The sequence below is a fragment of the Clostridium sp. ZS2-4 genome (genome assembly GCF_026719745.1).
GTDB lineage: Bacteria > Bacillota > Clostridia > Clostridiales > Clostridiaceae > Clostridium_H.
Map to the genome: position 1 here is coordinate 219,098 of NZ_JAPPRQ010000011.1, position 23,881 is coordinate 242,978.

General features: G+C 28.9%; 29 protein-coding genes. 28 read left to right on the forward strand and 1 reads right to left on the reverse strand.

The window, feature by feature from the left end:
* Positions 1–17 precede the first annotated feature (17 nt).
* The 19 genes from OIO11_RS02180 (at position 18) to pyrR (ending at position 14,995) form a co-directional block, all read left to right on the forward strand.
* Positions 18–1,463: a UDP-N-acetylmuramoyl-L-alanyl-D-glutamate--2,6-diaminopimelate ligase gene (locus tag OIO11_RS02180; protein WP_268069700.1), complete on the forward strand. Its 1,446-nt coding sequence runs from the start codon at positions 18–20 to the stop codon at positions 1,461–1,463.
* Positions 1,464–2,840 carry a UDP-N-acetylmuramoyl-tripeptide--D-alanyl-D-alanine ligase gene (locus OIO11_RS02185; protein WP_268069701.1) on the forward strand — a complete coding sequence of 459 codons (1,377 nt, stop codon included), beginning with the start codon at positions 1,464–1,466 and terminating at the stop codon, positions 2,838–2,840.
* A gap of 13 nt (positions 2,841–2,853) precedes the next feature.
* A complete protein-coding gene (mraY, locus tag OIO11_RS02190; RefSeq protein WP_268069702.1) occupies positions 2,854–3,825 on the forward strand; it encodes a phospho-N-acetylmuramoyl-pentapeptide-transferase in 972 nt (323 codons plus the stop codon).
* A 24-nt stretch (positions 3,826–3,849) separates the two neighbouring features.
* Positions 3,850–4,962: a stage V sporulation protein E gene (spoVE, locus tag OIO11_RS02195; protein WP_268069703.1), complete on the forward strand. Its 1,113-nt coding sequence runs from the start codon at positions 3,850–3,852 to the stop codon at positions 4,960–4,962.
* Between the two features lie 134 nt (positions 4,963–5,096).
* Entirely contained in the window at positions 5,097–5,879 is a 783-nt protein-coding gene (locus OIO11_RS02200) for a cell division protein FtsQ/DivIB (protein ID WP_268069704.1), read from the forward strand.
* 11 nt (positions 5,880–5,890) lie between these two features.
* Positions 5,891–6,607: a DUF881 domain-containing protein gene (locus tag OIO11_RS02205; RefSeq protein ID WP_268069705.1), complete on the forward strand. Its 717-nt coding sequence runs from the start codon at positions 5,891–5,893 to the stop codon at positions 6,605–6,607.
* Positions 6,608–6,618: 11 nt separating this feature from the next.
* The gene (locus OIO11_RS02210; RefSeq protein WP_268069706.1) at positions 6,619–6,957 is read left to right on the forward strand and encodes a small basic family protein; all 339 of its coding nucleotides are present in this window, start codon (positions 6,619–6,621) and stop codon (positions 6,955–6,957) included.
* A gap of 12 nt (positions 6,958–6,969) precedes the next feature.
* Positions 6,970–7,707, forward strand: coding sequence for a DUF881 domain-containing protein (locus tag OIO11_RS02215; protein WP_268069707.1), 738 nt, complete (start codon positions 6,970–6,972; stop codon positions 7,705–7,707).
* A gap of 25 nt (positions 7,708–7,732) precedes the next feature.
* Positions 7,733–8,398, forward strand: coding sequence for a YggS family pyridoxal phosphate-dependent enzyme (locus tag OIO11_RS02220; protein ID WP_268069708.1), 666 nt, complete (start codon positions 7,733–7,735; stop codon positions 8,396–8,398).
* Positions 8,399–8,410: 12 nt separating this feature from the next.
* A complete protein-coding gene (locus OIO11_RS02225) occupies positions 8,411–8,872 on the forward strand; it encodes a cell division protein SepF (protein ID WP_268069709.1) in 462 nt (153 codons plus the stop codon).
* Between the two features lie 14 nt (positions 8,873–8,886).
* Complete coding sequence (locus tag OIO11_RS02230; RefSeq protein ID WP_268069710.1) at positions 8,887–9,156, forward strand: YggT family protein; 270 nt, start codon at positions 8,887–8,889, stop codon at positions 9,154–9,156.
* Between the two features lie 3 nt (positions 9,157–9,159).
* A complete protein-coding gene (locus OIO11_RS02235) occupies positions 9,160–9,942 on the forward strand; it encodes a YlmH family RNA-binding protein (protein WP_268069711.1) in 783 nt (260 codons plus the stop codon).
* A gap of 16 nt (positions 9,943–9,958) precedes the next feature.
* On the forward strand, positions 9,959–10,564 hold the full coding sequence (locus OIO11_RS02240) for a DivIVA domain-containing protein (RefSeq protein ID WP_268069712.1): 606 nt from the start codon (positions 9,959–9,961) through the stop codon (positions 10,562–10,564).
* A gap of 138 nt (positions 10,565–10,702) precedes the next feature.
* A complete protein-coding gene (locus tag OIO11_RS02245; protein ID WP_268069713.1) occupies positions 10,703–11,395 on the forward strand; it encodes a 5'-methylthioadenosine/adenosylhomocysteine nucleosidase in 693 nt (230 codons plus the stop codon).
* A gap of 11 nt (positions 11,396–11,406) precedes the next feature.
* A complete protein-coding gene (gene aroF / locus OIO11_RS02250; RefSeq protein WP_268069714.1) occupies positions 11,407–12,210 on the forward strand; it encodes a 3-deoxy-7-phosphoheptulonate synthase in 804 nt (267 codons plus the stop codon).
* 104 nt (positions 12,211–12,314) lie between these two features.
* Positions 12,315–12,938, forward strand: coding sequence for a TraR/DksA C4-type zinc finger protein (locus OIO11_RS02255; RefSeq protein ID WP_268069715.1), 624 nt, complete (start codon positions 12,315–12,317; stop codon positions 12,936–12,938).
* Between the two features lie 132 nt (positions 12,939–13,070).
* On the forward strand, positions 13,071–13,517 hold the full coding sequence (lspA, locus tag OIO11_RS02260) for a signal peptidase II (RefSeq protein WP_268069716.1): 447 nt from the start codon (positions 13,071–13,073) through the stop codon (positions 13,515–13,517).
* The gene (locus OIO11_RS02265; protein WP_268069717.1) at positions 13,517–14,431 is read left to right on the forward strand and encodes an RluA family pseudouridine synthase; all 915 of its coding nucleotides are present in this window, start codon (positions 13,517–13,519) and stop codon (positions 14,429–14,431) included. The genes lspA and OIO11_RS02265 overlap by 1 nt, the downstream gene beginning before the upstream one ends.
* Before the next feature lie 27 nt (positions 14,432–14,458).
* The gene (gene pyrR / locus OIO11_RS02270) at positions 14,459–14,995 is read left to right on the forward strand and encodes a bifunctional pyr operon transcriptional regulator/uracil phosphoribosyltransferase PyrR (RefSeq protein WP_268069718.1); all 537 of its coding nucleotides are present in this window, start codon (positions 14,459–14,461) and stop codon (positions 14,993–14,995) included.
* A 61-nt stretch (positions 14,996–15,056) separates the two neighbouring features.
* Here pyrR and OIO11_RS02275 read toward each other — a convergent pair whose 3' ends face one another.
* Complete coding sequence (locus tag OIO11_RS02275; RefSeq protein WP_268069719.1) at positions 15,057–16,787, reverse strand: Rqc2 family fibronectin-binding protein; 1,731 nt, start codon at positions 16,785–16,787, stop codon at positions 15,057–15,059.
* Between the two features lie 205 nt (positions 16,788–16,992).
* Here OIO11_RS02275 and dapF point away from each other — a divergent pair, with 205 nt between their 5' ends.
* The 9 genes from dapF to OIO11_RS02320 all read left to right on the forward strand — a co-directional run bounded on the left by dapF (position 16,993) and on the right by OIO11_RS02320 (position 23,880).
* Positions 16,993–17,814 carry a diaminopimelate epimerase gene (gene dapF, locus OIO11_RS02280; RefSeq protein ID WP_268069720.1) on the forward strand — a complete coding sequence of 274 codons (822 nt, stop codon included), beginning with the start codon at positions 16,993–16,995 and terminating at the stop codon, positions 17,812–17,814.
* 183 nt (positions 17,815–17,997) lie between these two features.
* The gene (locus tag OIO11_RS02285; protein ID WP_268069721.1) at positions 17,998–19,674 is read left to right on the forward strand and encodes a GspE/PulE family protein; all 1,677 of its coding nucleotides are present in this window, start codon (positions 17,998–18,000) and stop codon (positions 19,672–19,674) included.
* Positions 19,661–20,863, forward strand: coding sequence for a type II secretion system F family protein (locus OIO11_RS02290; RefSeq protein ID WP_268069722.1), 1,203 nt, complete (start codon positions 19,661–19,663; stop codon positions 20,861–20,863). Before OIO11_RS02285 ends, OIO11_RS02290 begins: the two co-directional genes overlap by 14 nt.
* 19 nt (positions 20,864–20,882) lie before the next feature.
* A complete protein-coding gene (locus OIO11_RS02295) occupies positions 20,883–21,326 on the forward strand; it encodes a type II secretion system protein (RefSeq protein ID WP_268069723.1) in 444 nt (147 codons plus the stop codon).
* An 18-nt stretch (positions 21,327–21,344) separates the two neighbouring features.
* Positions 21,345–21,794, forward strand: coding sequence for a type II secretion system protein (locus OIO11_RS02300; protein ID WP_268069724.1), 450 nt, complete (start codon positions 21,345–21,347; stop codon positions 21,792–21,794).
* Positions 21,775–22,212: a hypothetical protein gene (locus tag OIO11_RS02305; protein WP_268069725.1), complete on the forward strand. Its 438-nt coding sequence runs from the start codon at positions 21,775–21,777 to the stop codon at positions 22,210–22,212. The genes OIO11_RS02300 and OIO11_RS02305 overlap by 20 nt, the downstream gene beginning before the upstream one ends.
* 3 nt (positions 22,213–22,215) lie before the next feature.
* Positions 22,216–22,686 carry a prepilin-type N-terminal cleavage/methylation domain-containing protein gene (locus OIO11_RS02310; protein ID WP_268069726.1) on the forward strand — a complete coding sequence of 157 codons (471 nt, stop codon included), beginning with the start codon at positions 22,216–22,218 and terminating at the stop codon, positions 22,684–22,686.
* Positions 22,686–23,090, forward strand: coding sequence for a hypothetical protein (locus tag OIO11_RS02315; protein ID WP_268069727.1), 405 nt, complete (start codon positions 22,686–22,688; stop codon positions 23,088–23,090). The genes OIO11_RS02310 and OIO11_RS02315 overlap by 1 nt, the downstream gene beginning before the upstream one ends.
* A gap of 16 nt (positions 23,091–23,106) precedes the next feature.
* Positions 23,107–23,880, forward strand: coding sequence for a hypothetical protein (locus OIO11_RS02320; RefSeq protein ID WP_268069728.1), 774 nt, complete (start codon positions 23,107–23,109; stop codon positions 23,878–23,880).
* The last annotated feature ends 1 nt before the right edge of the window (position 23,881 follow it).

Sequence of the window (23,881 nt, forward strand, 5' to 3'; positions counted from 1 at the left end):
TTATAGAGGTGGTTTATATGAAACTTAAAGAAATATTAAAGGGCTTGGATTATGAAATTATTAAAGGTGACAATGATATAGAGATAAACAAAATAGAATACGATTCAAGAAAGGTTGGAGAAGGGGATTTGTTTGTCTGCATTGAGGGATTTAATGTAGATGGACATAAATATGCTGAAAGTGCATGTGACAAGGGTGCAGCAGCTGTAATTTGCAGTAGAAATTTGGATGAAAATCTTGAATGTACTATAATAAAAGTAAAAGATGGCAGAAAAACTCTTGCTATAAGTGCATCAAATTTCTATAATAATCCTTCTGATAAATTAAAATTAATTGGTGTTACTGGTACAAATGGAAAAACTACTTCTACATTTATGATAAAGTCTATTCTGGAACAGGCGGGGTACAATGTAGGACTTGTAGGAACTATTGCAAATTTTATAGGTACTGAAAAAATAAAGGCTGAAAGAACTACTCCTGAATCCCTTGAACTTCAACAGCTTTTTAAGAATATGGTAGATAATAAAATTAATTATTGTGTAATGGAGGTTTCATCACATTCTTTGAGTTTAGACAGAGTTTGTGGAGTGAAATTTTCACAGGCAATATTTACGAACCTAACGCAGGATCACTTAGACTTTCATAAAACTTTTGAAAATTATTATGAAGCAAAATTAAAGCTATTTAAAAACACTAAGAATTCAATTATAAATATAGATGATTCTTATGGAAAAAAAGTGTTTGAAGATATTGATGGAAGTAAAATTACCTATTCAGCTTCTGAAGGGGCAGACATAGTGGGTGAGAATATAGTTAATCACTCAAGGGGAGCGGAATTTGACTTGTATTATGAAAATAAAAAAATACATATAAACTTAAGTATTCCAGGACGATATAATGTTTATAATGCTTTATGCAGTGCAGCAGCATGTCTTGCTGAAGGAATTTCTTTGGAAGATGTGAAAAAAGGCTTGGAGAATGTTGTAGTTCCAGGAAGATGTGAAATAGCTGCAAAAGAGTACAATTTGGATTATGATGTTATTATTGATTATGCTCATACGCCGGATGGGTTGGAAAATATTCTCAAAACAGCCAGAGAATTTACAAAAGGTAGATTGATAAGTGTTTTTGGATGTGGTGGAGACAGAGATAGAACAAAAAGACCTATAATGGGTAAAATTGGTTCAGAAATATCAGACATTGCCATAGTAACTTCTGATAATCCTAGAACTGAGGATCCAATGAAAATTATTGATGATATAGTTGATGGAATTAAAAAAGAAAATTATTTAATTGTTGAAAATCGCAGGGATGCTATAAAAAAAGCTATGGAGATAGCACAAAAGGACGATGTCATAGTAGTAGCCGGAAAGGGACATGAGGACTATCAAATTTTAAAAGATAAGGTAATACATTTTGATGAAAGAGAAGTAATAGGGGAAATTATAAAGGAGTTGTTTTAAATGGAGCAATTAAGCTTTGAAGAAATAGTTAAAGCTGTTGATGGGAAAATACACATAAATGGAGAGCTTCATAAATATAATTATTTAAGTACAGATACAAGGAAAATAGGTAAAGACAGTATCTTTGTAGCTCTGAAGGGTGAAAACTTTAACGGTAATGATTACATTAAGGAAGCCAGTGAAAAGGGAGCTAATCTGTGCATAGTAGATGAAATAAAGTTTGAATTGAAAGAATTAAATTCAAACACATCAGTTATTTTAGTTCAAGATACTAAAAAGGCACTACTGGATTTAGCAGAGTATTATAGAAGCAAACTTAGAGTTAAAGTTATAGGAATTACAGGATCTACTGGAAAAACTTCAACAAAAGATTTGACAGCAGCAGCTCTAAGTTCACAGTTTAAGGTTTTTAAAACTAAAGGGAATTTTAATAATGAAATAGGATTACCTTTAATGATATTTGAACTTGATAACACATATGACATAGCTGTTTTAGAAATGGGAATGAGTGATTTGAGAGAAATTCACAGATTGGCAAAGACTGCAAGGCCTGATATTGCTATAATTACTAATATTGGTATATCTCATATAGAAAACTTAAAAACAAGAGAAAATATTCTTAAAGCAAAAATGGAGATAACAGATTTCTTTACAGAAGATTGTGTTTTAATATTGAATAATGAAAATGATATGTTATCTACCATAGATGAAGAAAAATATAAGATTGCTAAAATTGGATTTAACGGTGAAGTGGATTATAAGGCGGAAGACATTGAACTTAATGAGAATAGCATAAAATTTTCTGCATTGGATGGAAAAAATAGAGAAGAATTTTATATAGAAATTCCGGGAAAACATAATATCTTAAATTCATTATTAGCTATTACTGCTGGAAGGGTTTTAGGCATAGAGTATGACAGGCTTAAGACTGGTATAAAGAATCTTAGCGTAACATCCATGAGACTGGATATAGTAAAGTGCGGTGATTTCACTATAATAGATGATTGTTATAATGCTAGTCCAGATTCTATGAAAGCTGCCTTAGATGTTATGGATACTATAAAAGGGAAAAGAAAAATTGCTGTGCTGGGAACTATGAAAGAACTTGGAGAAGAAGCACATATAGCTCATAAAGAGGTTGGGGAATATGTATCTAAGATAGGCATTGATGAACTTTTGAGCATTGGGGAATACAGCTTATCTTATAGAGAAGGCTTTAATAATGATAAGAATTTTAAAAGCTTTAACAATACCAGGGAGGCTGCTAAGTACTTAAAAACCAGTATTGAAAATGAAGATATAGTACTTATTAAGGCTTCTAGAAGTATGAAATTTGAAGATATTGTAAAAGAGCTTAAGCTAAAAACTACCAACTAAAGGAGATATAAAAATGAGTTTAATGATATATTCGGTTTTAGTGGCATTCTTAATATCGCTTCTGCAAGGACCTATATTGATTCCTTTATTGCACAAATTTAAATTTGGTCAAAATATCAGAGAAGAAGGTCCCGAAAGTCACAAGGCCAAGTCTGGAACACCTACTATGGGAGGAATAATATTTATATTATCAAGTGTTATTACAATACTTGTTGTTTTGAGAAAACCTGGATATGAGATCTGGTTGGCAATTTTCGCATTTATTGGATTTGGAGTTATCGGTCTTATAGATGATTCATTAAAAATCATACATAAGAAAAATGAAGGATTAAGTGCTAAACAAAAAATGGCTTTATTACTTATAGTTTCAGCAACCATAGCTTTTTATGGTTACAAAAGTCCTAGTATAGGGAGCAGTATAATAATTCCTTTTACACATAAAACGTTGGATATGGGGATACTTTATATACCTTTTATAATATTTTATTTTTCTGCTACAACTAATGCTGTGAATTTAACTGACGGATTAGATGGACTTGCTACCAGTGTAACACTTCTTGTAATGACTTTTTTCTCAGTAGTAAGTTTTGCTACTGGACATTATACTCTTGCAATATTCTGTGCTGCAGTAGGTGGATCTCTTTTAGGATTTTTAAGATATAATGCACATCCTGCACAAATATTTATGGGTGATACTGGTTCATTGGCTTTAGGAGGAGTTGTAGGAGTTGTGGCTATGATATTAAAACTTCCACTACTTATTATATTAGTAGGAGGTATATATGTAGCAGAGGCTTTATCTGTAATTCTTCAGGTTACTTCATATAAATCATTTGGGAAAAGAATATTCAAAATGGCACCACTGCATCATCACTTTGAATTATGTGGATGGCATGAAACAAAGGTTGTAACAATATTTTTAATTATCACTGTAATATTATGTTTAATAGGATTTTTGTCATTAATGAATATTTTATCCTTATAAGCAATTTAAATAGGAGGATATATTATGAAAAAACCCAAAGCAAAAATGGGTCAAGTTGATTTTATAATGTTCGTTACAATAATGGTCTTGGTTGCTGTTGGAATAGTAATGGTATATAGTGCCAGTTCTTATACAGCATTACATAGTAAAATGTATAAAAACGATGATATGTATTTTCTGAAAAAGCAAGGTTTATGGGCTATTATAGGTATAACAAGCATGATAATTGCAGAAAAATTTGATTACCATAAAATTAAAGATAAGACAGGTTTGATAATGATTGGAACCATTATTTTGCTTTTAGCAGTATTTGTTTTCCCTTCTAATCATGGTGCAAGAAGGTGGATTTACCTTCCAGGAGGCGCTTCTATTCAGCCTTCAGAAATAGCCAAGTATGCTGTAGTTTTGTATATGGCAAAAAGTATTGAAAATAAAGGTGAAAGAATAAAGAACTTTAAATATGGAATTATGCCATATTTAGTGGTTTCGGGCTTTTATGCTGGACTAGTATTACTAGAGAAAAACTTGAGTATAGCATCAGTAATTATGATTGTTACCATAATAGTATTGTTTTCTTCTGGATGTAAAAAGAAACATTTGGCTTTTGTATTGTTATTGGTAGTTGCAGCGGGAGTTGCTGGTATTGTATTAGAACCTTACAGAATGAAACGATTTGTGAGTTTTTTGAATCCTTGGGAAGACCCTAGAGGGGATGGATATCAGCTTATTCAATCTCTTTTAGCTTTAGGCTCAGGTGGAATATTAGGAACTGGTTTGGGACAATCAAGACAAAAGTGTTATTATATACCAGAACCGCATAATGACTTTATATTTTCAATAATAGGTGAGGAATTAGGACTTGTAGGATGCATTGCTATTATTACTTTATTTTTAGTGTTTATATGGAGAGGCATAAGAACTGCAATTAGGGCTAAGGATGTATATGGAACAATATTGGCTATTGGTATAACAGCTGTAATTGCTATTCAAGCTATTATAAATATTGCGGTTGTAACAGGTTCAATGCCTGTTACAGGGGTACCACTGCCATTTATAAGCTATGGGGGTTCCTCTTTAGTGTTCAATTTAATAGCTATGGGAATATTACTCAATATATCAAGACAGACAAGCAACTAAAATACAGCATTGCTTATGCAGTGCTGTATTTTACTATATTAATTTAATTAAAAAAAATATTAAATCCGTTTAATCCTAATACATTATGTGGTATTATATAGATGTATACTATAAAAAAAATTGAGAGGGAAAGTATGGCTATGAGTTTGAAATTAGGCAATAATTCTAAAAATGAGTTAATAGAGAAAAGAAGAAAAAAAATAAGAATGAAAAGGTATATAACAATTATTGTCATACTAATAGCTGTAGTGGTAACTTTATGTTTGAAATTATCTTATTTCAATATTAAGGATATAAAGGTTTTGAATAATAGAAATATAGGTTCGGAAGAAATAAAAAAATTATCACAAATTAATTTGGGAGAGAACATATTCTACTTAAACTTAAGAAAGAATAGAACAGCAATTTTATCTAATCCGTATATACTTAAGGCAGATATAAAAAGAAAGCTTCCAAATAAAATTAATATATATGTTGAAGAAAGAACAGCAGTATTCTATGTAAAACAAAATGATAAATATTTGGTAATTGATGAAAAAGGAATTGTTTTAGAAGAAAAAAGTTCAATAAATGGAATGAAATTGATTAATTTAGAGGGATTTCAAGGAAAGAATTATAAGGTTGGAGAAGTACTGGATAATAGCAATGTAAGGAAGCTTCAGATTATAAATAATATTACTGAATTGATAAAAAGCCTGAAGGATGGAATACCTGAGCCATCTATAGTTGATATTAAAGATTTAACAGATATAAAATTATATTATGGCAATATGATGGTTAAACTTGGGACAAGTGATGAATTACAAAAAAAGCTTAATAGAGCTATTAATACTTTAGTTTATAATAAGTTAATAGGTAAAAAGGGGTATATAGATGTGAGTTTTAAAGGAAGCCCTGTATTTTTTATAGAAAACTAGGAGGACCTACTATGAAAAAAAATCGTTCACAGATTTCTGTAGGGATAGTATGTATTTTATTAGGCTTTATGATTACATATCAATTAAAGTCTATAGCTAGGCAGCGAAAAAGTATTGACCAAGATACAAATGTTGCACAGATTACCCTTGAAATCGAACAGTTGAAAAAACAAAAAGAAAATATGGAGAAAAAAATAAATGAACTTCAAACTCAAATTAAAAACTATGAAAATGCAGCAGCCAGCAATGATGAAATAACTAAGGAAATAGTTGGAAAACTGGAGGATACAAGAATTCTTACAGGTAGTGTAGATGTTCAAGGAGAAGGTGTTGTATTGTATATTACACCTCAAAATACACTATTTAATACTAACGCTGAAGCTCCAGCCATAGTTGACAGTGATTTGTTGAGAATTGTAAATGAATTAAATGCTGCAGATGCAGAAGCTATATCAATTAATGATATTAGAATTACGTCAAGAACGGGTATAAGAAATGCTAGTAAATATATTACTATAAATGAGGAGAGAATTTCACCGTATAAACGTATAACTATAAAGGCTATTGGAAATAAAGCCAAACTAAAGGGTGCACTAGAATTTCCAGGAGTACTTGATAGTGGATTTTCAGGGTGTGACATAAAATATGACTTTATTGATAATGTGGAAATTTACAAATATGATAAAAGCCTTAAATTCGAGTATGCAAAACCTATAAAAAATAAATAGAGGTGTTTTAGATGGTAATATTTATTGGATTGTTGATTGGAACTATAATTGGAATATTTTGGGATATAAATATTCCAATAAGGTTTTCACCTTATTTATCAGTTGCAATTTTTGCTTGTCTTGATTCTGTATTTGGTGCAATAAAGGCATCTATTGATAAAAAGTATAGAACAGATATATTTATTTCAGGTTTTTTTGGTAATGCTGTCTTGGCAGCAGCTCTTACATATTTGGGAGATAAATTAGGCATGCCTATATATTTAGCTGCTGTTATTGTATTCGGTGAAAGAATATTTAATAATTTTGCTGCAGTAAGACGATTATTATTAGAAAGAGCTAAGTCACATTAATGAGGTGAGTAAATGAAAACAAATGAAGCAACCATATTTGTTTTTATTGCTTCTATAATTATAGGGGTACTAATTTCATCAAACATGAATTTAAAAAAGATAAATAATAAAGTTTTTTTAACGCCAGCTGAATATCAAGAAGCCTATGATTATGTTAACAAATTAAATAAGGATATTTCCAATTTACAAGAGGAATATTATAAAGAACATAAAAAATTAGAAAAATATCTTGAAAATCAGAATGATAAATTTCATATAATAGAAGAAATGAATAAGGAAATTTTCAGTAACCAAATGACCTTAGGCAATATAGATGTTGAAGGAGAAGGCGTAGTTATAAAGATAAAGGATGCCAGTAACAATTTTTGGGGAAACGTAATAGACCCCGTTGATCAAAAAGCAGGTATTATTCATGATGAAGATATAATCAGTTTAATTAATGAATTAAAGATTGCTGGAGCAGAAGTGATATCCATAAATGGTTATAGAATTATTGATGGAACAGACATCTTTTGCTGGGGAGCCTTTATTGAACTGGATGGAATAAAGATACCGGCGCCCTTTAATATAAATGCAATTGGAAATAGTGATAAATTATACAGTTATATGATATCGGACGTTGGGTATCTAAGCTTTTTAAAACACAGGGGTATAGATGTAAACATAATAAAGACAGATAAAATAAAAATTTTAGCTAATGAAGGAAAATTAGAAAATAAATATATGAGAGAAATTAAAAAGAAAAAATAATTTTAAAAGTAAGGGGTAGATAAAGTTGAGTATAGCAGAGAATATTAGCAATATAGAAAATCAATTATCAGAAAATGTTACCCTGATTTCTGTTTCAAAAACTAGAACCCTTGAAGAGTTAGAAGAAGCTTATATAGCTGGAGCAAGAGATTTTGGGGAAAATAAGGTTCAAGAACTGGTGGAGAAAACGGAAGAATTTCATTCAGATGTCAGATGGCATTTGATTGGACACTTGCAGAGAAATAAAGTAAAGTACATTGTGGGAAAAGTTCATTTAATTCATTCTTTGGACAGTATAAAACTCCTTGAAGAAATTGAAAGCAAATATGCTGCTCATGAGAAAATTGCTAATGTGCTGATTCAAATCAATATAGGAAGAGATCCTAACAAGTCAGGCGTTTTAGTAGAAGATTTAGAACAATTGATAAATGTTTGTGAGAAGTGCAATAATGTTAAAGTTAAAGGTCTTATGACTATAATTCCAAAGGGAGATGAAGAGTGCAGCAGAAAATTATTTAAAAAAATGAAAAAAATTTATGATGATTTGGCTGGAAAACAGTATGATAACATTAAGATGAAATACTTATCTATGGGAATGACTGGAGACTACAAGATAGCTGTTTCAGAGGGAGCAAATATGGTAAGAGTAGGCGAAGGTATATTTGGAAAGAGAGTATATAAAAATATTTAGGAGGGGTATAATATGTCAGGAAAGGTAATGAATAAATTAATGGGTTTTTTAGGATTAGAGGATGAGGTTGATGAAATAGAAGAATTCGAAGATGAAATTGCATCAGATGAAGAACAGCCAATTGATAATATTTTTAATTCTTCAAAACATAAAATGCAAAATAATAAGGTTGTAAGTATTCATGCTGCAACTAGTGCAAAAATTGTAATAGTTAAGCCTTCTAACTATGATGAAGCTATAGAGATGTGTGACAATCTAAAAAATAGAAAGATTGTAGTAATGAATATGACTACGTTAGAATCAAAAGTGGCTCAAAGGCTTTTAGACTTTATGGCTGGAGCTAGTTATGCGCTTGCCGGTTCTCTTGAAGAAATTGAGAAAGGGGTATATATTCTTTCGCCATCAAATGTTGAAATATCCAATGAATTGAAAGATGAATTGAGTAGTAAGGGACTAATAAATTGGAGTAAATAAGACAGGAGGGTAAAATGATATTCATTCTTAGAAATGCTTTTAACTTGTTGTTTGAATTGTTAGAAATTTTAATTTTAATTGATGTGGTTCTTTCATGGGTTTATAGAGGAAGAAATTCAATAACTGAAGTAATACATATATTTACTGAACCTTTTTTAGCTCCAGGAAGAAAAGTGCAAGAAAAGTTTATTCAAGGACTTCCAGTAGATTTATCTCCTATATTTGGGTTGTTTTTTATCAAGATATTACGAACTGTTGTTAATGCAATTTTGGGGATATTATAAATTATGAACAAAAAGGAGTTTTTAGCCAGCGTGCCGTATGAAGATAAAGTAGTTTTATCAAGTATTTATGATAAAATTACACTTTGTACAAGGATTAAAAAATCTTTATATTTGAATGAGTTTTATCCACCAAGTATATGGAAACCACTAAAAAATATAAATAATCTATTGGATTGTAACATAAGTAATTTTGGCATATTTGAAGAAAGTGACAGAAGAGCTATTTCAATTTTAGTTGAAGATGAGATTGAAGATTTAAATGAATATCCCATAGAATTAATAAGAATTAATAACAAGTCATCTTTTTCAAATTTAGTTCATTCAGATTTTTTGGGAGCTTTAATGTCATTGGGAATCAAGAGAGAAAAATTCGGAGACTTAATTGTTGAAAATCAGAGTTGCTATGTTCCCGTTTGCAGTGAAATTTCACACTATGTAAAAGAAAATCTAATTAAGATTGGAAAATCTCCATGTATTGTTGATATACTTGATATTAATGAAAGTATAATTCCTCAATATAAATTTGAAGAGAAAGATATAATTGCTACCTCAATGAGAGCTGACTGTGTCATTTCAGCCTTATGCAATATATCAAGGAGTGCTTGCGTTGATATAATCAATAAAGGGAAAGTGCTTGTAGATTATCAAAAAATAAATAATAAAGATTATTGTATTAATGAAGAAGCAATTATTACTGTAAGAGGATATGGAAAATTTAGAGTTTTAGAAAAAATGGGAAAGACAAAAAGAGAAAGATGCAAAATAAAGGTAAAAAAATACATATGAGCATGGGGTGGTTAAGGTGATAATTACATCAATGGACATAAATAATAAGGAATTTAAAAAGTCCCTAAGAGGTTACGATTGTGATGAAGTTGATGAATTCTTAGATAAGCTTGGAGAAGATTATGAGACTTTATATAAAGAAAATTCATTTTTAAAAGAAAAACTAGAGTTGATGGAAGAAAAGATAAATCATTATTCAAAAATAGAGACAACAATTCAAAACACCTTGTTGTTGGCACAAAATGCAGCAGAACAAGCAAGAGAAACTGCTCAAAATGAAGCAGAGTTAATTGTAAAAAAAGCAAATGATTCTGCTCAAAACATAATCAATAAAGCACATAATGATGTGGTAAAGATTAATGAAGATTATGATAATTTAAAACAAGAGTTTTTAAAATTTAGAGCTAAATTTAAAAATTTTATGAAGGCACAAATAGATACTTTTAACAGCCTGGAAAATGATTTTATTAAAAATTATAATGTAGGAAATGCTGTAGAGACTGCAGAGGTATCTGACATTCCTGTTAAAGCTAAAGAAATTGTAGAGGAACCATCTAGTATAACAGAGTATCCTGATGATGATTTAGATTTAATTAAAAGTTTTTTTGCTAAAGAGGATTAGTATATATCTCACTCAAAGAGTGAGATTTTCTTGTTTTACGTAAATTTTAGCATTATTGACAATGAAAAATTATTACTGTATGCTTATATAAGCATACAGTAATAATTTGATAAATTTTATTTTGGAAGGAGAATAAATATGGCAGTTGGAATTATTGGAGCAATGGATGAAGAAATAGAAATCTTATTAAAAAATATAAATTTAAGTAAAAGAGAAACTAAGGCAAGAATGGAATTTAATATAGGCACAATATGGGGTAAAGAAGTTATAGTAGTAAGAAGCGGTATTGGAAAGGTTAATGCTGCAGTGTGTACTCAAATTTTAATAGATGATTATAATGCAGAAAAAATAATCAATGTTGGTGTAGCTGGAGGAATTGGTGAAAACATTTATCCAGGAGATGTTATAATAGCTAATACTTTAGTACAGCATGATGTGGATACATCCGTTTTTGGAGATAAACTTGGACAAATACCAAGATTGGAAACTTTTGATTTTAAATGTGATGAAAAATTAGTAAAACTTGCAAAAGATGCTTGTGAGAAAAATACTAAATATAATAGTTTTGTGGGTAGAATAGTATCAGGGGATCAATTTATTGCAAGTTTAGAGAAGATAAATTGGTTAAAGGAGGAATTTGAAGCTATAGGTTGTGAAATGGAAGGCGGCAGCATAGCTCAAGTATGTTATTTGAATAATATTCCTTTTGTCATAATAAGATCAATTTCTGATAATGCCAGTAATGGTGCTCATATTGATTATGAAAAATTCATACCTATTGCTGTTGAAAATTCAACAAATATATTAAAAAGTATGATAGAGGCTATGTAGGTGATATATATATGGAAAAATTACTTGTGGACAAAGAAGCGGGTGAGTCAATAAAAATAAAAGTAAAAGATATAGTTATAGGTGGAAAAGAAAAAGTGATTATATCTGGTCCCTGCGCAGTAGAAAGTTACGAAATTTTACTTTCAATTGCCAGAAAATTAAAAGAAGCTGGTGTGCACATATTAAGAGGCGGTGCATATAAGCCTAGAACTTCTCCTTATAGCTTTCAAGGACTTCAAGAAGAAGGACTTAAGATAATAAGTGAAGTTGGGAAAAAAGTAGATTTGCCTGTTATTACGGAAATAATGGATACTAGAGATGTAGAAAAAGCGCTTGATTATACTGATATTATTCAAATTGGTTCCAGAAATATGTATAATTACAGTCTTTTAAAAGAAGTTGGTAAAACAAACGCACCTGTATTGTTAAAGAGAGGTATGAGTGCTACTATGGAAGAATGGTTAAATGCAGCTGAATATATAATGGCAGAGGGAAACTTAAATATTATATTATGTGAAAGAGGAATAAGAACCTTTGAAACTTATACAAGAAATACTTTGGATTTAAATTCAGTTGCAGCTGTTAAACAAAAATACAGACTTCCTGTTATCGTTGATCCAAGTCACGGTACAGGACTTTCTGAATTGGTTTCTCAAATGTCACTGGCGGCTATTTGTGCAGGGGCAGATGGACTTGAAATTGAAAGTCACATAAATCCTGAGAAAGCTATATCGGATGCACGACAAACCATATCAATTCCTGAGTTGGTTAGTATAATGAGGAGTGTAGAAAAATTCACCATGTATTTTTGTTAAATATTTTTTAAGTGTAATAAAAAAGTTATCTTTAGAAAAAATAAATAATAGACTTATAATATTTCAGAAAAAGAAATTATCTGAGTGCAAAGGAGTTGTTATTTATGGATAAAGATAAGTTGCATCATTACAAGAACAGACTTTTTCAAGAAAAGAAAAAAGTAGAAGATATATTAAATCAAATGAAACAAAATGAGGTAATAGATTCAAATAGCGAGATGTCTCAAGAATTGTCTTTTTATGATAATCATCCCTCAGATACTGCAACAGAATTATTTGATAAAGAAAAAGGAATTGCATTAAAGAAAAATGAAATGGATATTTTGAATCAAATTGATTTAGCTATAAGGAATATTGATAATGATACTTATGGAAAATGTAATAGGTGTGGTAAAGATATTTCAGAACAGCGATTAAATTTTATTCCTTATACACAATATTGTATAGAATGTAAAAAAGAATTAAACAGTTCTGTAATTGATGATATTTATAATAGACCAGTTGAAGAAGAAGCTTTGGGAAGGACTTTTGGATATGGATACACTGACTATAAAAGGAATATAGAGTTTGATGCTGAAGATAGTTATCAAGCGGTTGAAAATTTCAATAAAATGAGAAAAGTATATGATTATGGTGACTATGAATATGAAGATGAAGATGATATTGGTTATGTTGAAGATGTAGAAAAGATAAGCAATGACCAATACAAACAGCAGTTACCAGATTGATTAATAGTTAATAGTTAATAGTTAATAGTTAATAGTTAATAGTTAATAGTTAATAGCTAGGGAAAATAATCTAAGAGCTTTGCTATTAACTATTAATTGTGAGTTATAAACTGAATTAATGGGGGGAAGATTATGGAATTCCTTATTATTATTATAGGGATTTTTCTTGATAGAATTACAAAGAATTGGGCTTTAAATACCCTTAAAACTGGAAGAGATATTCAAGTAGTTGAGAATTATTTTACTTTTCAATATCTGGAAAATAAAGGAGCTGCTTTTGGGGTATTTCAAGGTAAAATAGTATTGTTAACCATAATAACTTTAGCCGTTTTGATAGGGATGATAGTTTATTTATACAAATATAAGCCTGAATCTAAAGCTTACAAAGTAAGCTTTGCTTTGATTATCGGTGGGGCAGTAGGAAATTTGTACGATAGAATTATACATAAATATGTAATTGATTTTATAATGCTACACTACAAAGATTTGTATTATTTTCCAACGTTTAATATAGCAGACATATTAGTTGTAGTTGGAACATTTATTTTATCTATTTGTATACTAAAGGAAGGCGAATAATGGAGTTAAAAAAATTTATTATAGACGAGAATTCAGTAAATTGTAGGTTGGATGTATATTTGTCACAAGAATTTGAAGATAAATCTAGGTCTTATATACAAAAGCTTGTTGATGAAGGAAATGTAACAGTAAACGATAAAAATAAAAAATCCAATTATAAATTAAAAATTAATGATAAAATAACAATGAATCTTCCTGAACTTGAAGAATTGGTTATACAGCCTGAGAATATAGAGTTAGATGTATTATATGAGGATATTGATTTAATAGTTATAAACAAGCCTCAAGGAATGGTAGTACATCCTGCACCTGGAAACTATACAGGGACTCTTGTAAATGCACTGGTATACCACTGTAAAGATTTATCGGGAATAAATGGAGTTGCAAGACCTGGGATTGTTCATAGAATAGATAAAGACACTTCGGGAATTTTAGTCATAGCAAAAAATGATAATGCTCATAAAAAATTAGCTGAGCAACTGAAAGAGCATTCTATGAAGAGAGAATATGTTGCTCTTGTTGAAGGGATAATTAAAGAGGAAAGTGGAATGATTGATAAGCCTTTGGGTAGACATCCTAAGGAAAGAATAAAGATGGCCATTGTAAATGACGGAAAAAGAGCTGTAACACATTATGAAGTTATAGAGAGGTTTGAAAAAAATACTTTAGTTAAATGTGCTCTTGAAACAGGAAGGACTCACCAGATAAGAGTGCATATGTCATATATTGGACATCCTTTAGTTGGAGATCCGGTTTACGGATATAAAAAACAGAAATTTAATTTAAATGGGCAAATGTTGCATGCAAAAAAACTAGGATTTATACATCCTTCTACTGAAAAGTACATGGAATTTGAATCAGAAATTCCTGATTATTTTATTGATGTACTTAAAAAATTAAGAAGTGATTGTTAGTTAAGTATGAGTGGGGAGGATAAAATGATGGAATTTAAATCAGTACTATTAGATGAAAAGGCAATTAAGAGAACTTTAAAAAGAATTTCTCACGAAATTATTGAAAAAAATAAAGGCGTAGAGGATATTGTGTTAATAGGAATACAAAGAAGAGGTGTTCCTATTGCAAATAGAATAGCTAAGCTTATAGAAGAATTTGAAGAAGAAAGTGTTCAAGTTGGATGTGTAGATATTACTCTTTATAGAGATGATTTAACTGAAGTAGGTGAACAGCCTGTTGTAAATAATCAGGAAATGGAAATTGATGTAAAAGATAAAAAAGTAATATTGGTAGATGATGTTCTTTACACTGGAAGAACTGCAAGAGCAGCTATGGAAGCAATTATTGACAGAGGAAGACCTGCAAATATTCAATTAGCAGTTCTTGTTGATAGAGGACATAGAGAATTGCCAATAAGAGCAGATTATGTTGGAAAAAATGTTCCAACTTCAAAAAAAGAGATTATATCTGTTAATGTTGATGAAATTGACCAAGAAGATTCAGTGCAAATTTACGAGATTTAATACATAAAATTTGTTTATAAATAAAAAATCCTCTTAAAAAATTAAGAGGATTTTTTATTTGTTATTTATCTTTAATTTGTTTTAATTTAGGTTCTTCTGGCGTCATATAAAGGGTTTGATTGGTATAATATATTACCATACCTGGTTTTGATCCACTTGGTTTCCTTACATTTTTTACTTCTGTAAAGTCGACAGGAACTTTAGATGAATGTTGGGCTTTACTGTAATAAGCAGCTAAGTTTGCAGCTTCCATCAAGGTTGTTTCAGGAACTTCATCCGAAGTTCTGATTATGACATGAGAGCCAGGAATTTCTTTTGTATGAAGCCATATATCATGTTTGTTTGCAAACTTTAAAGTTAAATAATCATTTTGAATATTGTTTTTACCAACATAAATATCAAATCCATCACTAGATATGAAATGTGAAGGCTTTGAAGGTTTTGATTTATTAGCTTTATGTGATCTTTTAAATTTAATATAATGGGTATCTATGAGTTCCCTTTTAATTTCCTCAATTTCTTCATAGCTGCTAGCATTTTTTATATTTGTCAATACAGAATACAGGTAATTTAATTCGTCCATATTCTGCTTTAGTTGTTCATGAGCTGCTTCTTCTGATTTCTTAAGTTTATTATATTTTTTGTAATATGTTTGAACATTTTGTGAAGGAGTTTTGTATTCATCAAGTTTAATTTTAATATTTTCTCCCTTATCACTATAATAATTAAAAACTTCTATTTCCTTCAAGCCTTTTTCTAAAGCGTATATATTAGCTGTGATAAGTTCACCATAAAGTTTAAAAGTTTCTTTATTGTCACATTCTTTTAAAGTTTTATTTAATATCTTTTCTTTTTTTATACATCTGTTTATATTATTAGTAACTATTTTTTGCAGATCAGAACTTTTTGCTTTTAATCTATCGAGTTTATCCTTAGTATAATAGAAGTTTTCAAGTAATAGCGAAGGAGACTCATAAGAAATTTTTGAATACTCATCTAGGCTTTTTAAGTCTAGACAGTAAAAATCTATTAATGATGTATCATTTTTATATGAAAAATACTCAAATTCTTTTGCTGTTATTTTATTAAAGAAGTTTTTACAATAATTTAATATGTGGTCTAATGAAATTGTATTATCTAAATTTAGATTAAATGCTAATTCTTTGGATAGAGTCTTGCTTATTCCTGTAAAGAGCATAAGGAACATATTATCATTTAATTCTATATTATTTTCCTTGACATATTTTTCAGCTTCTTCGCTGATAAAGTCAAACGGATTTAATTTATTTGAGCTTGGAGGATAGATATATTTAATTCCAGGCAAAGTACTTCTATAACTATTCACATCTGGAGTAATATGCTTTATACTGTCCATTATTACTCCATCTCGTTCACGTACTAAGGTTATATTGCTGTGTCTACCCATTATCTCAATTATTAAAGAGTATATGCTGTCAAATCCTAATTCATCTCTGCTTTCAAAGTCAATTACTACTATTCTGTCATTATCTATTTGCTTAATATCTAAAATTTTTGCATTGCTTAAATATTTTCTAAGTACCATGCAAAACATTGGAGCTTTTATTGGATTAGGTTTGTTGAATTCTGTCAAGTGTATTCTTGAAAAGTTTGAACTTGCACTAATAAGAAGCTTAGTATGGTTTCTTCCTTGGCGAATGTTTAAGATTATCTCATCCTTTTCAGGTTGATTTACTTTGTCTACTTTTCCGTTTATGATAGTATTTCTTAATTGGTGTATAATGCTATGTAAAAATATTCCGTCTAATGCCATATTATCATCCTTTCTTAAATAAGTAACTGATTTTTAGTAACCAGTAACCAGTAGCCAGTAACCTCTAATTGGATACCTTTATAGTATAGTATTTACAAGGAGAATAATCAATAATAATAGGAGACCTTAGTTGACTATATTTTATAATTAAAGTAATATTGTATTAATAATTTAGTGTACAAATAGTATGATTGGGGGCATAAGTATGATATTTACTAAGATGCAGGGTACAGGTAATGATTTTATAGTTATTGAGGATTTGGAAGAACTTTTAAAGGGGAAAGAAGAAAAAATTGCTCAGAAACTTTGCCATAGACGTTTTGGCATAGGTGGTGACGGCATACTGATAGTTAGGAAAAGCAATATTGCTGATATACAGATGGTTATAATAAATGCTGATGGTTCCTATGCGGCTATGTGCGGCAATGGCATCAGGTGTTTTGCAAAATATGTTTATGAAAAAGAAATAGTAAAAAAAGAAGTTATTAATATTGAGACTGGTGATGGAGTGAAAATCGCCTATTTAGACATTAAAGACAATATGGTTAATGGAATAACAATCAATATGGGCGAATATTCCTACAAACCTGAAGATTTTGGCGGAGATGTTGAAGAAGAAATTGTTAATAAAAGTATAAAGATAGATAATAAGCAATATACTATTACTTCTATGCTAATGGGAGTACCTCATACTGTAGTTATGGGAAGGTTAGACGAATTTGATGTAAAAGAAGGAAAGAATATTGAAGAATATCATATCTTTAAAGATAGAACAAATGTAAATTTTTGTGAAGTAGTAGACGAAAAACTAATTAAGGTTAAAACATGGGAAAGAGGAGCTGGACCAACATTAGCTTGTGGAACTGGAAGTTGTTCAGCAGTTATTTGCTGTAATAATTTGGGGTATACTGAAAAGAAGGTTAAGGTAATTGTTCCAGGAGGGGAATTATTTATAGAAATTACAGATAAGGGAATACTTATGACTGGACCAGCAGAAATAGTTTACACTGGGGAAATAGTAATATAGAAAGTATATCGAAAGCTTAAAAATATAATATATTTATTTCTATGCAATAAAAAAATCTTATTCAATAATTTTGGATAAGATTTTTTTTATTGAAAATTTATGATTAAATAATTGAAATATGTTAAGAATATAAAAAATGATATGGTAAAAAATGTTTTAAGGTTATGTGAGAAGGTGATATCTATGATAGATAAGGTAGGTAACTTATTAATAAAAGAAAGAATACTGATGCAGAATGATTATAATAAAGCCTTGGAAATAAAAAATAAAACTAACATGGATTTGATTGATATAATTCTAGAAAATAATTTTGTGGAAAAAAGTGTTTTATTTAAAGCCTTTAAAGAGTTTTTTAATATAGATAGGATACAATTAGATAATTTGGTCATTGATACAAATGTTATAAATTTGTTATCAAATGAGATAGTGAAAAAATATAATATTGTTCCTTTTGGCTTGAAAGAGGAAAAAGTATGCATTGCAATGGTCAATCCGCTTAATCAGGCAATTATTGAAGAGGTAAGATTTATAACCAATAAAGAAGTTATTCCTTATATAGAGATGAAAAATAGAATAATTTATGCTATTGAAAGTTATTATGACAATGAAATTGCTAAGGAAGATGTAAAGGCATTTAATAAGGAACTTATGTCTAATGAAAAAGTTTTAAATATTTCGAGAGAAGTTTCAAAACATGAAATTGAGAATTCACCCATAGTTAGAATAACAAACTCCATAGTATGTGGAGCAATAAGCGAAAATGCCAGTGATATTCATTTTGAGCCTTTTGAAGATAAAGTAAATATACGTTACAGAATTGATGGTGTCCTTAAAGTAAAAAATAAAATTATAAAGGAAATATATCCAGCAATTTGTACCAGATTAAAAATAATGTCTGACATGGATATTTATAAGAAGTTAGTACCCCAAGATGGAAAATTTGAATTTGAAGAAGTAAATAAAAAGGTTGATTGCAGAATATCATCTATGCCTACAATTCATGGTGAAAAGATAGTAATAAGAATTTTGTATAAGGAAAATGAAGATATGTCTATTAAGTTTTTAAATCTAAGTGATGATGAACGTACATTAATTAATAAGATTGTACATCATTCAAATGGAATTGTATTGGTTACTGGACCTACAGGAAGTGGTAAAACTACTACTTTATATGCATTGCTTAATGAAATAAATTCAGAAGAGCGAAACATAATTACAATAGAGAATCCAGTAGAATATACAATAAAAGGTATAAATCAAGTCAATGTAAATTATAAGGCTGGGTTAAGCTTTGCAACAGGGCTTAGAAGCATTTTAAGGCAGGATCCTGATATTATTATGGTTGGTGAAATAAGAGATGAAGAAACAGCTGAGATAGCAGTAAAAGCTGCAATTACAGGGCATTTAGTATTCTCAACTCTTCATACAAATAATGCTCCAAGTGCAATTGAAAGATTGAAAAATATGAATGTACCCAGGTATTTAACTTCAGATGCATTAGTTGCAGTAATAGCTCAAAGATTAATTAGAGAAATTTGTCCTTATTGTAAAGAAGCATATTTTCCCAATATGGAAGAAAGAGAATTTTTAGGACTAAATAACTATTACAAGCTATACAAAGGCAGAGGGTGTGAAAGGTGCAATAACACAGGATTTAAAGGGAGAAGAGCTGTTTTTGAAATAATGTATATGAATTCTGGTCATAAAAAGTTAATAAATGACAATAAATCCATAGAAGAAATAAGAAAATATAGCATTGCACATGGAATGAATACCTTGAGAGACCGATGTAAGGAATTAGTTATGAATGGGACAACAACTTTTCAAGAGATGATGAAGGTAGCTTATGAAAACATATAGATATAAAGCAATAAATATCAAGGGGGATTTAATTAAAGGCAAATATGCTCTGCAGAATGAAAAAGAGCTTATTTACATTATGAAAGACAAAGGATATTTTCTTTTAGATTATGGAGTAAGCTATCTGGATGCAATAAAATATTTTGGACATAAGGTTTATTATAAGGATCTTGCAATATTTTGTAAACAGCTATCAGAAATATTAAAATCAGGAATTGGTATATCTAAAGGATTAGATATACTTGCATACCAAAAGATTAATCCCAAAATAAGTAGTAGTTTAAGGATTGCCAAAGAGGATGTAGAAAAGGGAAAGTATCTTTCTGAAAGTCTGGAAAAGCTACCTGATATATATCCTGCATTTATGATTGACATGATTAAAATTGGAGAACAAAGTGGTAATATGGAAAAAGTTTTGTTCAATCTGTATGAATATTATTGGAATCAGCATAGTGTTTATACAAAAATAAAATCTCTTTCTATATATCCAATTATTGTTTTATGTACTACCGGTGTGATTACATTAGGAATTATTACTAAAATAATACCTGTATTTGTAAATAATTTAATGACAAATAACATGCAAGTCACACCTGAGGTAGAAAAAATTATTAAAATTAATAAATTTATTTCCAGTAAAGCAGCAAAAGCTTTAACTGTAGTTCTAGGTATATTTCTAACAATTTTAAAAAGTAAAGGTTATGATAAAAAAATATTTAATACAATAAAATTTTTTATTCCAGGAGTTAAATCATTTTATGAAGAGTTTTATGAAATGAGATTTGCAAAGAACTTAAGTTTGCTTATTAGCAGTGGAGTACCTATATTGGCTGCTCTTGACATAATAAACAATCCTTCAGAAAATCCATATTACAGAGAAAAAATTAGCAGATTAAGTATTAATATTAAAGAAGGAATGAGCCTGTCAAAGGCCTTAGAAAAATCAAAATTATTCAAAAAATTTTTTGTTTCAATGATAGTGATAGGAGAAGAAACTGGAAATATAGATGGAATATTAAATAATGTTGCAGAAATATATGAAGATAATCTAAAGAGTATTATCAATAAAGTTTCATCTCTTATAGAACCTGTAACTACTATAGTTTTATCTATAATTATAACATTTATTATTATTAAATTTATTTTTCCGATTATTCAGTTGATGGATTCCGTAGAAACAATATTTTAAAAGTTAGGAGGAATAGTAAGTGAAAATAAATAAATCAGCAAAAAAAGGATTTACTTTGATTGAGCTTATAGTTGTTATGGCTGTAATACTGGTTTTAAGTAGTTTTTTAATTCCTAAGTTTAAAGGATATAGAAACAAAGCTATAAGATTGAAAGCTATCGATACAGGAAGGCAAATATATTCTGCTGCTTTTGTAAGTTACATGGAAAATGATAATAAATATTCCAAAGAATTATTAAAAAGTACTATTAATGAACTAGTAGGAAGTGCCAATACTAGTGTGTCGGAGTGTTCAGATGAAGCAGCAACTATTAGCTACAAAGTTAATAACAAACAATACTCTTTAAAAGTGGATATGAACAAGAATAGGTATGTTATTAGAGAGGGTGATGATAGTAGTAACAAGCAAATATATCCTCCGGATAATAGTGTTCAAGCTGCTAATACAATAAACAATACCTAAAGTTAAGAGTGATAAAAAATGAATAAGAAAAAAGGAACAACTTTAATAGAGATAATTATTGTTTTAAGTATATTGACAGTTTTAAGCAGTATGGCAATAAGGAACTATTACTGTATATATAATACAGTATCTAATAACTTTAGTGTTGATATGTGTAGTAATTCAATACTGCATATTATTAATGATTCCAAACAATATTGTAAAAGTAAAAATAAAAGTGGCTATTTAGTTTTTGATTGTATTAAAAGCATTGAATTTTATTGTGGAGGTAATATGGTAAGAAGCTATACAGTACCTGAAGGTTTCATGTTAAAACCTTTAAATTCTAAAGGTGGAAGTCAAATAATTCACATAGATAACTTTGGAAATACTGGTGATGCATGTACTATTTGCTATGCTGATATAACAGGAGAGAATCACCCGATTACTTTAAGAGTGGGTACAAATTATGTTCAAATTAAACAATGATAGAAAGAAAGGAATAGGCATGATAGAAATTGTTTGCAGTATAGCCATATTTCTTATATTAAGCAGTTTCATTTTTTCAACCAATATAAATAACTTAAAATTAAATATCAGTAATAGAAAAATGAATGAATATGTTGAGTTTTTAGAGGCATTAAAAGCTGAAATGTATTGTAATCATAATTACCAGGATATTATAGAAATGAAAAATCACAATTTATTAATAATAAACGAAGAAAATATCAATATTGATAGCTTAAAGAATAAAGGCATAAAGAATGTTTTTACTGAGAAAAGAAAAGAAGAGATTCCTTATTTAATTATGAGTATTGAAGATGATAAAGAGGTGTTGGAAATTAGTTTTCAGTTATATACACAAAATAAAATGATTAAAAGTGTTTGGTTTAAGGGGGCATATTAAAGAGTGAAGAAAGGGTTTACCATACTAGAGCTTATAATATCTTTAGCAATAGCATCTATCCTAATACTGATAATTACAAGGATGTTTTTTTATGAATTCAAAAATTATAAAAAATTTATAATACAAGATAGAAATGAAAGTTATGCTAAAGAAGCATTGAGATTTATAGAAACACAAGTTGAAAATATTATAAATAAAGACATAGAAATAGAAGGAAAAAAACTAACTATTAAAAAGAATAATGGAGATGTTAGTATAATTGAAAAAAAAACTAACTCAAATAAAAAACATAAGATTATTATAAATTATTATAAACATATAAATTCAACTTGGAAACCAGACACCATAGTAGAAAATGTCCAAGACTTTAGTATTTATAGAAACAAAAATGTTATTTATGTAACTATAGAAACAGAGAATGGAGTAAAGTTTGAAAGATGTATAGAAATAAAGGAAATAAAAAAGGGTTTGTAATGATTATTATATTACTTGTACTTATGCTGATTCTTACAAGTCTTATGTATATATTCAATATTGAAGTTATAAGAAGAGGAAATATATATGATCATATAAAATACGAATTAGGAGAAAATGTATATGAAAAGCATAGAGAATATTTATTGAGCAGAACTAAGAAATATATTTTGGATAATTTGAGTAGTGTAACGGAGGAGAGTATACAGGATTTGCTATGTAAGATGAGTAATACAAAAATTTGTTTTGACAGTTCGTATGTTCAGTATGATAAAGAGCAAAGAAATATTGTATTGTATATATATCCAAAGGGTAAAACTTATAAAAAAGAGTATTATGGTTGGAAAATAAAAGATGACAGTTATAATAAAATTTTATTTTATTATATAAAGACTCAGTATTGATTAAGGAGAATTTATTATGTTTAAAAAAGATATTTTACTAAAGGTAGGAAGTAATAAGATAAATAGTTTTGAAGTATGTAAAAAGCATAAATTAGTAAATCTCCATAAAGTAGAAGAAGTGATTGATGTAAAAGATTTTAAGAATTTAAAAATTAGAATTAGAAATAAAAATATCTATATAATAATCGAGGGGGAAGAGATATACGTTAAATATATGCAGCTCCCTAAAGTATATGGAGAACAACTAGACAAGGTCATTCAAAATCAATTGATATATTTATATGGATCAAAAGCTGAAGAAATTTTTTATTCATATGCAATATTTAAAGAAAAACAAAATGAGTTAGAAGTACTAGTTTTCTGTGTGAATTGTGAAGAATTGAATGAATTTAAAAATTTCACAAAGCATAATAGTGTAATCAAGAAAGTTGATTTAGTACAGTTCTGTTTTTTGAATTATTTCAAGAGATATATTTTAGACAGTAATTATATTTTTATGTTTAAATATAATGAAAATTTGTATTTGATAGCTGTAGCGGAGAATAAAATTATGGCTGACAAGGTAGTTAAAGATAGTGGAGAAAACTATGAAATAATTATGAGAGAATATGATTATTTAAAAGAAAAAATTTTATCATTACATATACATATTGATAAAATATACTGTGTTAATTTTTATAATTTGAAATTTGAAGAGCATATGGAAAATGAAAAAGATTTTAAGTATATAGATTTAGGCAAGTTTGATGAAGCAGTTATAGCACAAGCATTTGTTTGCGGCAGGAGATAAT